The organism is Mesorhizobium sp. M1348, from assembly GCF_040317925.1.
Classification (GTDB): Bacteria; Pseudomonadota; Alphaproteobacteria; order Rhizobiales; family Rhizobiaceae; genus Mesorhizobium.
In genome coordinates, this window is sequence record NZ_JAMYLH010000009.1 from 82,846 (window position 1) to 97,760 (window position 14,915).

The 14,915-nt window shown below is 62.2% G+C and carries 14 protein-coding genes; 2 read left to right on the forward strand and 12 right to left on the reverse strand.

Features of this window, described 5'->3' with window-relative positions:
• Window positions 1–57 precede the first annotated feature (57 nt).
• Both NKH13_RS17400 and NKH13_RS17405 read right to left on the reverse strand, forming a co-directional pair.
• Window positions 58–885, reverse strand: coding sequence for a helix-turn-helix domain-containing protein (locus NKH13_RS17400; RefSeq protein ID WP_352913272.1), 828 nt, complete (start codon window positions 883–885; stop codon window positions 58–60).
• Window positions 886–995: 110 nt separating this feature from the next.
• On the reverse strand, window positions 996–1,166 hold the full coding sequence (locus NKH13_RS17405) for a hypothetical protein (protein WP_023676480.1): 171 nt from the start codon (window positions 1,164–1,166) through the stop codon (window positions 996–998).
• 201 nt (window positions 1,167–1,367) lie between these two features.
• On the opposite strand from NKH13_RS17405, the gene NKH13_RS17410 reads away from it, so the two are divergent.
• Window positions 1,368–1,793 carry a TerB family tellurite resistance protein gene (locus NKH13_RS17410; protein ID WP_352719749.1) on the forward strand — a complete coding sequence of 142 codons (426 nt, stop codon included), beginning with the start codon at window positions 1,368–1,370 and terminating at the stop codon, window positions 1,791–1,793.
• Window positions 1,794–2,063: 270 nt separating this feature from the next.
• Here the strand turns inward: NKH13_RS17410 and NKH13_RS17415 are convergent, their stop codons facing one another.
• The 7 genes from NKH13_RS17415 to NKH13_RS17445 all read right to left on the reverse strand — a co-directional run bounded on the left by NKH13_RS17415 (window position 2,064) and on the right by NKH13_RS17445 (window position 10,695).
• Window positions 2,064–2,420 carry a hypothetical protein gene (locus NKH13_RS17415; protein ID WP_352913274.1) on the reverse strand — a complete coding sequence of 119 codons (357 nt, stop codon included), beginning with the start codon at window positions 2,418–2,420 and terminating at the stop codon, window positions 2,064–2,066.
• Between the two features lie 899 nt (window positions 2,421–3,319).
• Complete coding sequence (locus NKH13_RS17420; protein WP_352913276.1) at window positions 3,320–3,895, reverse strand: CPBP family intramembrane glutamic endopeptidase; 576 nt, start codon at window positions 3,893–3,895, stop codon at window positions 3,320–3,322.
• Window positions 3,896–4,107: 212 nt separating this feature from the next.
• Window positions 4,108–5,730, reverse strand: a complete 1,623-nt coding sequence (locus tag NKH13_RS17425; RefSeq protein WP_352913278.1) for an ABC transporter ATP-binding protein — start codon at window positions 5,728–5,730, stop codon at window positions 4,108–4,110.
• Window positions 5,727–6,596 carry an ABC transporter permease gene (locus NKH13_RS17430; RefSeq protein WP_352913280.1) on the reverse strand — a complete coding sequence of 290 codons (870 nt, stop codon included), beginning with the start codon at window positions 6,594–6,596 and terminating at the stop codon, window positions 5,727–5,729. Before NKH13_RS17430 ends, NKH13_RS17425 begins: the two co-directional genes overlap by 4 nt.
• Window positions 6,593–7,540: an ABC transporter permease gene (locus tag NKH13_RS17435; protein WP_352913281.1), complete on the reverse strand. Its 948-nt coding sequence runs from the start codon at window positions 7,538–7,540 to the stop codon at window positions 6,593–6,595. The genes NKH13_RS17430 and NKH13_RS17435 overlap by 4 nt, the downstream gene beginning before the upstream one ends.
• 256 nt (window positions 7,541–7,796) lie before the next feature.
• Complete coding sequence (locus NKH13_RS17440) at window positions 7,797–9,275, reverse strand: ABC transporter substrate-binding protein (protein WP_352913283.1); 1,479 nt, start codon at window positions 9,273–9,275, stop codon at window positions 7,797–7,799.
• A 130-nt stretch (window positions 9,276–9,405) separates the two neighbouring features.
• Window positions 9,406–10,695: an acetylornithine deacetylase/succinyl-diaminopimelate desuccinylase family protein gene (locus NKH13_RS17445; protein ID WP_352913285.1), complete on the reverse strand. Its 1,290-nt coding sequence runs from the start codon at window positions 10,693–10,695 to the stop codon at window positions 9,406–9,408.
• Window positions 10,696–10,917: 222 nt separating this feature from the next.
• Here NKH13_RS17445 and NKH13_RS17450 point away from each other — a divergent pair, with 222 nt between their 5' ends.
• Complete coding sequence (locus tag NKH13_RS17450; protein WP_023676467.1) at window positions 10,918–11,346, forward strand: L,D-transpeptidase; 429 nt, start codon at window positions 10,918–10,920, stop codon at window positions 11,344–11,346.
• A gap of 140 nt (window positions 11,347–11,486) precedes the next feature.
• On the opposite strand, the gene NKH13_RS17455 is transcribed toward NKH13_RS17450, so the two are convergent.
• The 3 genes from NKH13_RS17455 to NKH13_RS17465 all read right to left on the reverse strand — a co-directional run bounded on the left by NKH13_RS17455 (window position 11,487) and on the right by NKH13_RS17465 (window position 14,864).
• Window positions 11,487–12,479 (reverse strand): lipid A biosynthesis lauroyl acyltransferase, encoded by a 993-nt coding sequence (locus NKH13_RS17455; RefSeq protein WP_352913287.1) that lies wholly within the window; start codon window positions 12,477–12,479, stop codon window positions 11,487–11,489.
• A 1-nt stretch (window position 12,480) separates the two neighbouring features.
• Window positions 12,481–13,509: a zinc-binding dehydrogenase gene (locus tag NKH13_RS17460; RefSeq protein WP_352913289.1), complete on the reverse strand. Its 1,029-nt coding sequence runs from the start codon at window positions 13,507–13,509 to the stop codon at window positions 12,481–12,483.
• 83 nt (window positions 13,510–13,592) lie between these two features.
• A complete protein-coding gene (locus NKH13_RS17465) occupies window positions 13,593–14,864 on the reverse strand; it encodes a beta-ketoacyl-ACP synthase (protein WP_352913290.1) in 1,272 nt (423 codons plus the stop codon).
• Window positions 14,865–14,915: the final 51 nt, after the last annotated feature.

The window sequence follows — 14,915 nt, forward strand, 5'->3', positions numbered from 1 at the left end:
GCGGGTTGGTCGATAACCCAGTCTGGGCGAAGGCCGGTCGTGCGTCTTGAAGAAATGTTACCTCGCGCCAAGCGCCGTCGGCGTTATGCCTGCGAGGTCGCGGAACTCGCGCACCAGATGCGCCTGATCGGCATAGCCGCAGTCGGCGGCGATGTCGGCCCAATCGCTGTTGACCTGTCTCGACAGGCCGAGCGCATGGTTGAAGCGGACAATGCGCGACAGCGTTTTTGGGCCGGTTCCGATCGCGTCCGAAAATTTTCCGGCAAGATGCTTGCGGCTCCAACCCAGCTTGTTGGCAAGCAATGAGACGCGAATCCGGCCACCTGTCGTGACGATCGTCTGGTAGGCCCAGGCTATTTCGGCTTGAGTGCGGTCCGCCGTTGCCAACCGGTCCGCGACGAAGGCCTCGGAGATGGCAAAGCGTGTGCTCCAATCCGGTGCATTGCCAAGCCTTTCGCGAAGCGCGATGCCTTCAACGCCAAGCACGTCATCGAGCCCGACCATGCGGTCGGTCAGCTCGCTCATCGGCCGGCCGAAGAAGCGACGGGCGCCGAGCGGCGTGAAATTGATCTGCACACAACAGGCGCCGCCGAAGGATTCGATCACCACCGGCCCGGCGTAGAGGCCGGCGGCAAAACTGCCGAAGCGGTCATTGTCGCTTGGGTCCTTGCCGAGCCCGATGGCAAAGGGTTCGGCAAAGCTGATGACCAGCGGCACGGTCAGCGAGGCATATTCGACGACACGGAAATGGCCTGGCATGGTTTCGCGAAAGCCGCATATGTCGGTGACGGCGCCCTGAAGCCGATGACTGGGCGCGCGCCGCACCATCTCGAACCGATCGAGCCCTGTTCTGTCGTGGGGGCTGCCGTCTTCGCTGGCGGGCATGTGCTTTCCCTCGTCCAGGAATTCTAACAGACCATCCTGCAGAATCAAAAGCGCCCCGCTTTTTGCCGGGCGCTCCGAGTTGCCTGAGATTCTGAATTGTCTGGACGTGTTTAAGCGCCGCGCATCAGGCAGCCGGCGGCCAGCACAATGTAGGCGATGACGACAATCCACGCGGCATTCAAAGGGATAAACGCAAGAACGCCAAGCGCGGCGAGAACGCCGATGATGGCGATGACAAGGGATATGATGAAAATAAGCTGGGTAGGCGCACTAAGATTCATGTTCGGTCCCTCCTCAACATGATTCGTACAGCGGCATAGTATCAGTCGCGCGGTCACACACCAATGAGCCCACGCAGCCGGCTTGCCGGATTGGCCGGCAGTTTCCGGCGACAGAATATGGCGGGTTCCACCATGCGCACCCCGTTTGCGCCAAGCCGATTCCGCGCTACCTTCCCGACGAATCGGAAGGGGCTGACGGCGATGGGATTGCTGGACCAGATACGCTCGATCTTCGACGGCGATCCCGGCGTGCGCAAAGTCGCGGACGATCCGGTGCTGTCGGCAGAGCTGCTGATGCTGTTCCGCATGATCCTGGCCGATGGGTCGGTCAGCGAAAGCGAAATGACCGCCTTCAGGCGTATCTGCCGGGACGCCTTCGGCATTCCCGAAACCAGCATCGACAGCGTTATCGAATATCTCAACGAGTTCGGCTACGAGACCAACGGCTCGCAGGCCGTCGCCCAGTTTCGCGACCTCGACGTCGAGCGGCGCAAGCTGCTTGCCCGCCACATGGCCGAGATCGCCAAGGCCGATTCGCAACTTGCCGGGAGCGAGATGCAGCTGTTGCGCCGCACGCTCGACCTGCTCGACATCAGTCCGGTCGATGTGGTGAAGCCGCAAGACTGAGGCATCAGCTGGGCGAACGCGATAAAAGTGCACTGTCACCGTAATTCACGGAAGTTCACTCAGGGCAGCAAAACAGCGACACAAAAAAGCAGCGGAGAAAGAGCAAAATCCACTGTCCGCGAGAGCCCAAATTTCGTGCGCGCAAACCGGATTCGATGACAAAATTTGCAGGCCGCGAACGCAAAATTCTACCCGCGCGAAGCACTATCAGAGGCAAAAATCAGCATGCAGAACAGCCAAAAATCGCTGCGCGGGCCCCAGGTGTCCTCTCTATTTGATCGTCAATCGACCGGTTAAATGCAACAATAGAAACAGCGCAAAGGACACAGTAACGGCAGCGAGAACTGCGATGCACGCCTTTCTTTCGGTCGGCTTGGCGTATCGCATCAGTATCAAGAGACCAAAAATGGAAGCCAGCGGAATCAGGTATTGCCTGACTAATTCGGGCTCCCCAATCCAAGCTCCGGGTACATCGTAGCGGAACATGTGCCAGATCAGTGAAGCAGTCAGTGCCGCATGCATCAATGCCAGCAGCCCAAGTACAGCGATGGCAATCCACTTCAGTATCGTCACCATCTTTCGCCCCCACAGGATCGGGCGACAGGTCAACACGCCCACCAAAATCAAAGCCTCTCCACACACCCGCCAACGTCGCCGTCGTCCCCGTAGTGACAGGACCATCCGGCCCCAGACTCACATAAGAATTACGGTGACAGTGCACTTTTCCTTTCCCGGCAGCCGTGTCTTTCCTGTTTCACAGCTTATCCGGTTTGCTCGGCAATCCGGTCTAAAAATGCGTCGCTGCCGACCGGCCAACCGATACTATCGGCCTTTCAGGCAAATCGAACAGTCCCGCCTACGATGACAGCCGGTTCTCCTTTGACATTCGTAACGCTTTCGGGTGTCGGACGTACGGTGCATTTTGGCAAGCGCGCCTCAGGCTTTGGCCCGGCCGACATCAGGATCAGCCGCACACGGTTCTGCATCGGGCACTACGCCCAGATGCCGATTTCGGCGACGCAGCAATGCAACTCGAGCCATACGGTCAGTCTACACGGCGATAGCGACCACAGCAAAAAAGTGCATTGTCACCGTAATTCAGACAACGTTTTATCTGCAGCCTTCGACTGCACGCCAACACAGATTGTGTTGGAAAACTTTTCTGCTGAAATATTCGCAACGTCTATCAGGCTGTTTACATTGGAGACTTTCTTTCCAAATACGACATTGTCTCAATCAGTCGCTTTCTAACAAACTCGACGTCAAAAAGAAATTCTCCACCACCAGGCCTATATCTAGCAAGAATCTCTATTGTTTCTTGTATAAAACCGTCGTAACCAAAATTGTCACCTAAGTTAGACTCAATTTTATTGACCAAACTTATACTTGTATCCTCCGTTGACGTGAACTTAACAACCATATTTTTTAATGACATTGTTTTACTCACCATCCAAAGAAGTCGCCAATAGTTCTAACACCTTGCCGTCTGCAGCCGTTTCGCGACCGCCCGGTGCAGGTCGGGGGCGCTAAGCAAGCCCGAATGCCAGGACCAGGAAGCCCATCGCTCCGAACCCGGCGTGGATAACGATCCCGGCCCATGTGCTGCGCCGCCGCTGGACGACATAGGGCAGCAGCAACGTGATCGGCACAAGGGTCAACAGGACTTGCCAGGGGAAGGCAGCGTGGAACAGCAACCACAGGATCCCATTGACCAGCCAGGCTCGCCTGCCGAAAGCAATCTCTTGCCGCGGCAGCGCGAACCCCCGCCAGACAAACTCTTCCCCAACGATGTTCAGCACAAAAAACGGAAGCCACGCGCCGAGGATCCAGTAGCGGCCGGGACCGAGCGGCTCGAAAGCCATGAACGAGGGATTGAAATTCGCCCCGTCTTGCAGCATCCGGAGCGCGCCGCCGATGCCGCCGGTCAGCACGCCGACGGCCGCCAGCCCTCCAACAGCCCAGAGCCAGTCGCCGCCATTCATCGGGCGAAGCCATAGCCGCGCGGCCAACGACCCCGGCAGACGCCGTTCCCGATACAACAGCAGGGCAGCTGCGAGAAGCAGAGGGCCAAAAAGGACGATGCTTGCGGCCAGGAACCACATCGCCACAGGCTCTGCCCCCGTGGCGGAGACGAACGCCGGGACGGCTACCCGCGTTGTCAGGAACAGCAGCAGGGCACCCGCGCCGAACAGAGCAGCGGAGCCGCCCAGGGCCAGCGGAGGAACCCGATCAGGCTCCGGCCCGTCGCGCCTTTCATAACCGTTTGCTGTCAATGACCATTCTCCCGCCCGTGCGCCGAGCGAATAAAGTCTGCTCACCCCTGTTCCTGCAGTCTTTTCGCAATTGCCCGATGCAAATCGGGAGCGGCGGCGACCAGCGCCTTGGCCGCTTCGGATTGCGGGTGGTCGAGCACTTCGCTCGTCCTGCCGCGCTCGACGATCTTGCCGTCATGCATGACCATCACTTCGTCGGTGATGGCGCGGGCGACGGTCAGATCATGGGTGATGAACAGATAGGCGATGCCGAGTTTCTGGTTGAGCTCGGCGAACAGGTCGAGAATCTGGGCGCGGATCGAGACGTCGAGCGCCGAGACCGGCTCGTCGGCGACGACCAGCTTCGGCCGGGTGATGATGGCGCGGGCGATCGACAGGCGCTGGCGCTGGCCGCCCGAAAACTCGTGCGGGTATTTGTCCATGTCGCCTCGTGAGAGGCCGACCTCGTGCAGCGCACGCGCCACCATCTCGCGCCGCGCGGCGGGCGCCGGCGTCTTCTCCAGCACATACAGCGGCTCTGCCACCAATCTTTCGACCTTCTGGCGTGGGTCGAAGGAGCCATACGGGTCCTGGAACACGACCTGCATGTCGCGCCGTGCCGGCTTCAGCTCCGCTTCGCTCTTGCCGGTGAGGGTGTCGCCACGGAAGCGGATCGTCCCGGCGGTCGGCCTATCCAGCGCCAGGACCATGCGGGCAAGCGTCGACTTGCCACAGCCGGAACGGCCGACCAGCGCCACCGACTGGCCGGGCGCAATCGAGAACGAGACATCGTCGACGGCGCGGATCGGAGCTGCGCGTTTCAACAGCGCTATGCGCCGTCCCGGATAATCGCGCGTCACGCTGTCTACCTGAAGAAGAGGTTTACCTTGCCCGACCTCATGTGTCTTGGCCCGCGCGGGCACATGCATCGAGGCCTGCGCCAGCTGTCGCGTGTAGGGATGAAGCTGTTCGGACAGCGTGCACGCGGTATCGCCGGCCTCCATCACCTCGCCATGGCGCAGGATGGTGATGCGGTCCGCCATCTCGGTCACCACTGCGAGGTCGTGCGAGATGAGCAGAAGGCCCATGCGGTTTTCCGCTACGAGGTCGCGCAGCAGGTCGAGGATCTGCGCCTGCAGCACCACGTCGAGCGCCGTCGTCGGCTCGTCGGCGATCAGCAGCTTGGGTTTCAGTGCACAGGCAATGGCAATGACAACGCGTTGGCGCTGGCCGCCGGAGAGTTCGTGCGGATAACGCGACAGCGGGAATTGTGCTGCCGGCAGGCCGACCCGGTCGAGCATTTTTCGCGCTCGTTCCTCGGCGTCGGCGCGGCTCGCCCTGGTGTGCCAGCGAATACCCTCGGCGACCTGCTCGCCGATGGTCTTGACCGGGTTGAGCGCCGTCATCGGCTCCTGGAACACCATGCCGATGTCGTCGCCGCGCAGTGCGCACATCTGGTCCTCGCTGGCGGCAAGGATGTCGATGCCGTCGAAGGTGATGCGGCCGCTGGCGTGTGCCGCCCAGGGCAGAAGCTGCATCACCGTAAGCGCCGTCATCGATTTGCCGGAGCCGGATTCGCCAACCAGCCCCATCACTTCGCCGGCCGCGACGGAAAAATCGACGTCTCTGAGGATAGCGGTGTCGCCGATGGTCAGCGACAGCTTGTCGATTTCGAGCAGGCTCATCGCTGCCGCCGCGATTTCGGATCGAGGATGTCGGCGATGCCGTCGCCAAGCAGGTTCAGGCCAAGCACGGTGACGACAATCGCCATGCCAGGAAAGATCGCCATCCACGGCGCCACCACCATGCGGGTCTGGGCGTCGAACAGCATGCGGCCCCAGCTCGGCATCGGCGGCTGGGTGCCCAGCCCGACATAGGAAAGCCCGGCTTCGGCCAGTATGCCCAGCGCGAACTGGATGGTGCCTTGCACCAGCAGCAAGGTGGCGATGTTGGGCAGCACATGTTCGATGCTGATCAGCGTCCTGCTCTTGCCGGCGGCGCGGGCGGCGAGGATGAATTCGCGCGGCCAGATCGCCAAGGCGCCGGCCCGGGCCACGCGCGCGAACACCGGGATGTTGAAGATGCCGATGGCAATGATGGCGTTGAACGCGCCCGGCCCGAAGATGGCGGTGATCATGATTGCCGAAAGCAGCGCCGGAAAGGCAAAGACCAGGTCGTTCAGCCGCATCAGCACGTCGTCGGCGAAGCCGCCGCGCGCCGCGGCAAAGGCGCCGAGCGGCACACCGATGCCCATGCCGATGCCGACCGCCACCAGAGCCACTGCAATCGAATTGCGGGCGCCGACCATGATCATCGACAGGATGTCGCGACCGAAATGGTCCGTGCCGAACCAGTGCGCCAACGATGGCGCCTGGGTCTTGTCGGAAATGACCAGCCTGGTGACGTCGTAAGGCGTCCACAAGAAGGAGAGGATCGCGACCGCAGCCACCAGTGCGGTGACGACGAAGCCGGCGAGGAACGAACGGTTTCGAAACGCCTTGGCCAGGATGCTGGCAAGGTTCTCGTCGGGGATGTCTATGTGCAGCGTCATTGCCTGCCTCTCAGGCGCGGATCGACCACCGCATAGGAGAGATCGACAACGAAATTGACGACGATGACGGCGGCAACCAGCAGCATGACGACGCTCTCGACCACGATCAGGTCACGCTGGTTGATCGCCTGGAACACCAGCCGGCCGAGGCCAGGCAAATAGAAGACGTTCTCGATGATGATGGTGCCGGCAAGCAGGAAAGCGAATTGCAGGCCTAGAATGGTGACCACCGGGATCATGGCGTTGCGCAGCGCATGCCGCCACAAGACAAGGCGGTAGGGCAGGCCCTTGGCGCGGGCGGTTCGGATGTAGTCCTCGTTCAGCACTTCGATCAGCGCCGAGCGAGTGACCCGGGCGAGGATTGCCGCCTGCGGCAGAGCGAGAGCGACCGCCGGCAGAAGCAGCGATTTCAGCGCCGGCCAGACGCCGGCGCCCCAGCCGGGAAAGCCGCCGCCAGGCACCAGCCGCAGCCAGACGGCGAAAAGATAGATCAGCATCAGCGCAAACCAGAAATTTGGCACGGCGACGCCAAGCTGGGCGGCACCCATCGCGATCGTGTCGCCGGTGCGGCCGCGCCGGCTGGCGGAAAACAGTCCGACCGGAATGGCAATGACGGTGGACAGCGCCAGCGCCATCAGTGCCAGCGGCAGAGAGACGACGAGGCGCTCACGGACCAGATCGATGACCGGCACCGAATAGGTGTAGGAACGGCCGAAATCGAGGCTCAGCAAGCCGCCGGCCCAATGCAGATAGCGCAGCACGACGGGAGCGTTGAGACCCATCTGGTTGCGCAGCAATTCGATCTGGTCGGCGCTGGCGTTCAGGCCAAGCATCAGCCGCGCCGGGTCGCCGGGAATGATCTCCAGCACGGCAAAGACCACCATGGAGGCCAGAACCAGCGTGACGACGGCGATGGTGAGGCGCTTGAGGAGATAGGCGGTCATGGACGTTGAGGAACCGCTGTGTTGCCGGACAAAACCGGGCGAAGCTTGCGTTCCCGCCCACCCCCCTCTGTCCTGCCGGACATCTCCCCCTCAAGGGGGGAGATTGAGCCCTCATCGCCGCTTTCGCTAACCACTAGCGTTGCAAGGACAGTGCCAGCGTGGAAACTGCCAATCTCCCCCCTTGAGGGGGAGATGCCCGGCAGGGCAGAGGGGGGTGGGCGGGAACGCAAGCTTCGCCTCTTTGCCCAGCGACCCCTCAATCCGTCCACTTCACGTTGGTCAGGTCGTTGGCCTGGATCGGGGCGTTTTCCCACAGGCCCTGCAGTTTGGCGTCCCAGACGCCGACCTTCGGCAGCTCGTAGAGGAAGCCGACCACGGCGTCATCGGCCAGGACCTTCTGCGCCTCGCCGAGCAGCGTAATGCGCTTGGCCTCGTCGGAGGTAAGGTTCAGCTCGTCGATGATCTTGTCGAAGGCCGGATTGTCGTAGTTGAAGTAATAGTCCTTGCGCGAATAGATATCGATGTCATTGGGCTCTGTATGGGAAACGATGGTGAGGTCGTAATCCTTCTTGGTGAAGACCTGGTCCAGCCACTGCGCCCATTCGACCGGGATGATCTCGAGATCGATGCCGATTTCGCGAAGCTCGGAGGCGATGATCTCGCCACCAAGCCGCGCATAGGAGGGCGGCGGCAGCTTGAGCGTCGCCTTGAAGCCATTCTCCAGGCCGGCTTCCTTTAGCAACTCCTTGGCCTTCTCCACATTGTGCGGATAGAGGCCGGTGAGGTCGACATAGGCCTTGCTGGCGGGCGACATGTGCGAGCCGATCGGCACGCCGAGGCCGGCCGAGGCGCCGTCGATGATCGCCTTGCGATCGAGCGCAAAAGAAATCGCCTGCCTGACCTGCAGCTTGTCGAAGGGCGGCTTCTTGTTGTTGATCGACAGGATGGTTTCACCCTCGGTCGAGCCGATCACCACCTTGAAGCGTGGGTCGTCCTTGATCTGGGCGAAGCTGTCGGGGTCGAAGAACGGAAAGGCCTGGACGTCGCCGGAAAGCAGCGCCGGAACGGCTGCGGCAGCATCTGGAATGATGCGGAACTCGGCCTTGTCGAGAAACACCGGGGCGCCCCAGTAATTGTCCGATTTGACCAGCGTGATCGATGAGCCCTTGGCCCAGTTCTGGAATTTGAACGGGCCGGTGCCAACAGGCTTTTCCTTGTTGGTGTCGGCTGTCTCAGGCGCCACGATAACCGCGTCGCCCCAGCCCATATTGTAGAGGAAGGAGCCCTGCGGGTTCTTCAGCGTGACCGTCACCGTCGTGGGATCGACGACCTCGACCTTGTCGATGGCGGCAAACAGGCCCTTTTGCGCGTTGACGGAATTGTCGGCGCGGGCGCGGTCGAGCGAGAATTTCACGTCGTCGGCGTTGAAGTCGGTGCCGTCATGGAATTTCACGCCGGTATGCAGCTTGAAAGTGTAGACCTTGCCGTCGTCGGAAATGCTCCAGCTTTCGGCGAGATCGGGCAGCACTTCGCCGTTCGGGCCGATGCGGGTCAGGCCCTCGAAGACATTGGCATAGAGCACCTCGTCGATCGCCGCGGCGGCGCCTGCGGTCGGGTCGAGATGCGGGGGCTCGAGCGTAATGCCGATGACCAGGTCGGTGCGCGCGGCCATCGCCGAGGTTCCGGCCGCCAACGCCAGCGCCGCAGCGGCCAGAATGGTTTTCCACAATTTCATCGTGCAACTCCCCATATGCTAAAACACGTGCTCAAACCCGGCGGATAGAAGCGTGAATTCGCCGCCGAGTAAATTGCGTTTCGTACCGTCCGCCGACGCCGGGAGGAATGTTTTTCCGCCCATCGCCGGATCATCGCGGGCCGGCGCCCCTCAGCAGCACGTCGAGGCCGATGGCCATCACCTTTGCCGAGTCCAGCATGTCGGCAATGCCGACCCATTCGTCGGGCCGGTGGGCGAGGTCGAGAATGCCCGGGCCATAGGCGATGCAGTCATAGATGTGGCCGATGCGGGCGATGTGCTTCTGGTCGTAGGTGCCGGGCGAAATCACATAATCCGGCTCGCGGTCGAATATCTCCATGATGCCTTGCGCGACCGCCTTAACCACCGGCGCATCGCGCTCGGTCATCAGCGGCAGCACCTCCATCAGATCGCGGATTTCGTAGTCGAACTTTTTGCGCTCGCGCTTCAGCCGTTCGAGGATATCGGTCACCTCTGTCTTGACCGTAGCGAGATCCTCTTCGAGCAGGAAGCGGCGGTCGATAGTCAGCCGGCAGGAATCGGGCACGTTGGGCGAGGGCAGCCCGGGCCGGAAATCCTCCGTCTGGCCGCCATGGATCGAGTTGATGTTCATGGTCGAGCGTTTTGCGCCTTCGGGCACGACCGGCATGCGCGTCATCTTGCGGTCGAGCGCCGGAAACAGCTCATCCTCGAAGGCCCGCAGCACGGCGCCCATATGGCGCACCGCATTGTCGCCGAGGAACGGCATCGAGCCGTGCGCGATCTCGCCCTTGGTCTCGATCTCCGCCCACCAGACGCCGCGATGGCCGAGGCAGATGCGGTCCTTGTTGAGCGGCTCGGGAATGATGACGTGGTCGACCTTCGGCCTGGAGAAATAGCCGAGCTTGGCCAGATGGGCGACGCCGCCAAAGCCGCCGGACTCCTCGTCGACCGTCCCCGAAATCTCGATGGCGCCGGGAAAATCGGGAAAGACCTCCATGAAGGCTTCAGCGGCGATGATCGAGGCGGCAAGCCCGCCTTTCATGTCGCAAGCACCGCGGCCATAGACCTTGCCATCCCTGACGATGCCGGCGAACGGATCGAGGCTCCAGCCGTCGCCGGGCTCGACCACGTCGATATGCGAATTGAAGTGCACGCAAGCACCCGGCGCCCGGCCATCGAAACGGGCGACGACGTTGACGCGCGGGTAACGGTCAGTGTCGCCGGGCGTCCCTTCGGCACGGATGAATTCGATCTCAAAACCACGCTTCTTCAACCGCGCGCCGATATATTCGGCACATGGCCGATAGGCTTCGCCGGGCGGATTGATGGTCGGAAAGCGGATCAGATCCGCGGTCAGTGCAACCAGATCATCGGCTCGGTCATCGATTGCCTTGAGGAGCCGTTCGTTCGGTTCGTTCATTCGGTGAATTGAGCAGCGGATGAGGCGGTTTTGCAAGCCCGATGGCGAATTGCCAGGCGATTGCGTGTCGTTACGGCAACTATTGCGGGAAATCGTTCAAATTCGCTGCTTTGGATTGGTGAAATCGTCAGGGAGTGGGTGTTAGCTCGCTGGCTTGCCATCAAAACGCTGGAGAACAGCGTGACGGCAGGCAGGCAAGGGGCATCAAAGGGGTTTGATTGCATGAAAAACACTGTTCTCATGGCAGCGGCATTGATGGCGATGCTCTTCGGTTCGTCGTTCGAGAGCCGGGCGGCCAGCCTGGTCGCGAACATCGATATTTCCTCACAGACGATGACGGTAAGATACGGGCTTTCGTATTACCGGTGGAGCGTTTCCACCGCCCGCAAAGGCTACATCACGCCGCGCGGCAGCTATCGTCCACAGCGGACGGCCCGGATGTGGTATTCGCGCAAATACGACATGTCGCCGATGCCCTATTCGGTGTTCTTCCGCGGCGGCTATGCTATCCACGGCACCGGCGCGATCCGGCAATTGGGGCGCCCGGCATCGCATGGCTGTGTGCGCCTCCACCCCAGCAACGCCGCCGCGTTCTATTCGATGGTGCGCAAAGCCGGCTTCGGCAATACGCGGATCCTCGTGACGAATTAGGGCCTGTCCTGGGCCCGAAATAAAAACCCGCCGGAACGGCGGGTTCGTCGGGGCCAAATGGCACCATAGCGAGATTAGTAGCATAGCTGCCGGCACAAAGCAAGAACAAAATAGCGTTTGTGCCCAAATGATGGTTCCGCTCAGGCGGCTTTGTCGCGCACTGTCGGCGGCCGACGCTTTTTGCGGCCGCTGATCTCCCAGCGCTTGTGGAACCACATCCACTGGCCGGGGTCTTCTCGCACCCAGCGCTCGACCACGTCGTTGAGAAGCTGGGTGGTGGCGCGGACGTCGACACTGCCGCCGACGGTGCGCGGCAAGGTGAGCTTGTCCTCGATCTCGAGCCGGAAACGGTTGTTCGGCAGGCGCACGCAGCGCGCCGGGTAGACATCGCAATCGTAGTGCCGCGCCAAGGTGCCGAGAACCCGGTTGCTCTCGCACGGGCGGCCGAAGAATGTCGTCTCGAGCCCGCCCGTGAATTTCTGGTCGACCAGCACGCCGATATTGCCGCCTTTCTCGAGGATGGCCGCAAGCGCGAACGAGGCGCCGGTCGAAGACGGCAGCAGCGATCCCATGCTCGAGCGGCGGGTCGAGAGGATGTAGTCGGCGAGGTAAGGGTTGTTGGGCGGGCGAAAGAGCGCCGTGATGTTCATGCCGAAGGTCGCCGCCGCCACTGGCAGCAGCTCGAAATTGCCGAGATGCCCGGTGAAGACGATGTGCGGCTTGTCCTCGCCGGCAATGCGCACGAAATGCTCCACGCCCTTGACCTCGACGCGGCCCGGCTTCGTCGCAGCCGGATCATAATCGAACAGAGCATCGAGGAAGATATATTCGGCGGCGAGGCGAGCCATGTTGCCCCACATGTCGGAAGCGATCGCCTCGATCTCGGCGTCGCTCTTTTCGGGATAGGCCTTGCGCAGATTGTCGACAGCAACCTTGTGACGCTGCACCCAAGGGCCGATGCGGCGGGCGGCGCTGTCGGCGAAATTGAGCGCCCTGTCGGGCGGCAGCAGGCGCAACGCGGAGATGATGATCATCGCGACGCGCGCGACCAGCCAGTAGTTGAACTGGCGAAGCCGCCTGCCATAGCGGAATCCCACGTCCCTGCGGATCTTCCTGAAGGCGTTGCCGATCATTTCAGCCGACGCGCAGGATGATCTTGCCGAAGACGTCGCGGCCTTCCATGCGCTTCAGCGCCGCATCGATGCCGTCGAAGCCGACCTCGGTGTCGATCACCGGCGCGACCAGGCCCGACGCCATTTTCTGCATGGCGTCGGCCATGTTTTCCATGCGGCAGCCAAACGAGCCGAGCAGGTTCAGTTGCTGCTGGAACAACTGCATCAAATTGATCTGCGTCGACACGCCCGAGGTCGAGCCGCAGGTGACCAGCCGGCCGCCGCGTTTAAGGCACAGCATCGAGGCGGCAAAGGTGTCGGCACCGACATGCTCGAACACCACGTCGACGCCCTTCTTCTTCGTCAGCTTGCGCACGACGCCTTCGAAGCGGTCGTCGCGGTAATTGATGACGTGGTCGGCGCCGAGCGCCTTTGCCTTGTCGATCTTGTCGTTCGAGCCGACGGTGGTGATGACCGTGCAGCCCATCTTCTTGGCCAGCTGAATCGCGGCGGAGCCGATGCCGGAGCCGCCGGCATGGACCAGTATCGTCTCGCCGGGCTGCAGCCGGGCATTGTCGAACAGCATGTGCTCGACCGTGCCGAAGGTGACAGGCGCCACCGCCGCGCCGATCTCGCTCACGCCGGGCGGGGCAGCGACGAGCAGGCGCGCCGGCAGGTTGATCTTTTCCTGCGCAAAGCCGTCGAGATGGAAGCCGTGAACGCCCGAAACATGCTCGCAGAGATTGTCACGGCCTTCGCGGCAGGCGCGGCAAAGACCGCAGGTGCGGGCGCCATAGATCGACACCAATTGCCCGGGCACAAGGCTGGAAACGCCGGGGCCGACCGCCTCGACCTCGCCGGAGGCCTCGGCGCCGACGACCAGCGGCAGCTTGCGCTTGGCAAAGGCCATGCCGCGCCAGCCCCAGACGTCGATATGGTTCAGCGCCACGGCCTTGATGCGCAGCGTCACCTCGCCGAGCGAAGGCGGCGGCGGTGGCGGCAGGTCCACCGTCTCAAGACGGCGATCCTCGATAAGTTGCAATGCGCGCATGCCAGATCCCAGGTTGCGCAGGACCGAGAACCGTTTCGGAAAGGACCATGCGCACGACAACAGTGCTAGAGCGGAACGGTCGCTTAGACCGGTTCCCGCGCCATGACAAGGCAGGTGTTCTGGCCGCCGAAGCCGAAGGAGTTCGACAGGACGGTGCCGACCTCGGCGTTGCGCTTGGTGTTCGGCACCACGTCGAGCACGATCGCCGGGTCGGGATTGTCGTAGTTGATGGTCGGCGGAATGACGCTTTCGCGCATCGTCATCAGCGAAAATGCAGCCTCGACGGCACCGGCAGCCGATAGGGTGTGGCCGATCATCGACTTGTTCGACGAGACCGGCATCGACGAGATCCGCTCGCCGAACACCGTCGACAGCGACAAATGCTCCATCTTGTCGTTTTCGGGCGTCGAGGTGCCATGGGCGTTGACATAATCGATCCCGTCTTCGCTCAAGCCGGCATCGGCAAGAGCGGCGCGCACCGCCGCGATCGCCGGCGAACCGTCCGGCTTGGAGCGGGTGCGATGGAAGTCGTCGGCCTTTTCGCCGCAGCCGCGCAATATGCCGAGAATGGTGGCGCCGCGGGCAATTGCTGCCTGCAGCGATTCCAGCACAAGGGCGCCCGAGCCTTCGGCGAGCACGAAGCCGTCGCGATCCTTGGAGAACGGCTTGGAGGCCTTTTCGGGGATGTCGTTATGGGTGGAGAGCGCGGACAGAAGCGAGAAGCGGATCAGCGCTTCGGCGGTCGCCGAGCCGTCGGCGCCGATCGACAGCGCCCTGTCGCATTCGCCGCGGCGGATCGCCTCGACGCCGAGCTGGATCGCCGTGGCGCCCGAAGCGCAAGCGGTCGACAGCGTGATCGGCAGGCCGCGCGTTCCGAAACGGTCGGCAAGCCGGTCGGCGATCGAGCCGAACTGGGTGGTCTCGAAGATGTCGAGTTCCCTGAGGCCGCGCGCCACCCGTAGCAGCCTCTCGGCGCCGGTGTCGTGCGTGTCGGAATTGTAGAGCGAAAAGCGCTCGCTCCAGTCGAGCTCGACCGGCGGCGAAGCGAGGAAAAGCGGTCCGCCGAAATCGCCGGCATCGAGGCCCGCCTCCGACATCGCTTCCTGGGCGGCGGTTTCGGCAAGCTCATAGGTGAGGAGACTGGCGCCCTTGGAACTCGACGGCAGGAAATCGACCATGCCGGAGATGCGGGTGTTGAGATGATCGACCGGGAAGCGGGTGATCGGATGGATGCCGGATTTGCCTGATGTCAGTGCAGCCCAATTGTCGGCCTTGCCGACACCGAGCGACGTCACCACGCCGATGCCGGTGACGGCGACGATCGGCCTGCCCATGTGGTCGTTCAGATTGGCCATTTGTTGTCCAAAAACCTGTTTCTCTTGGAGCGTCGGATCGCCCGAAAAGCG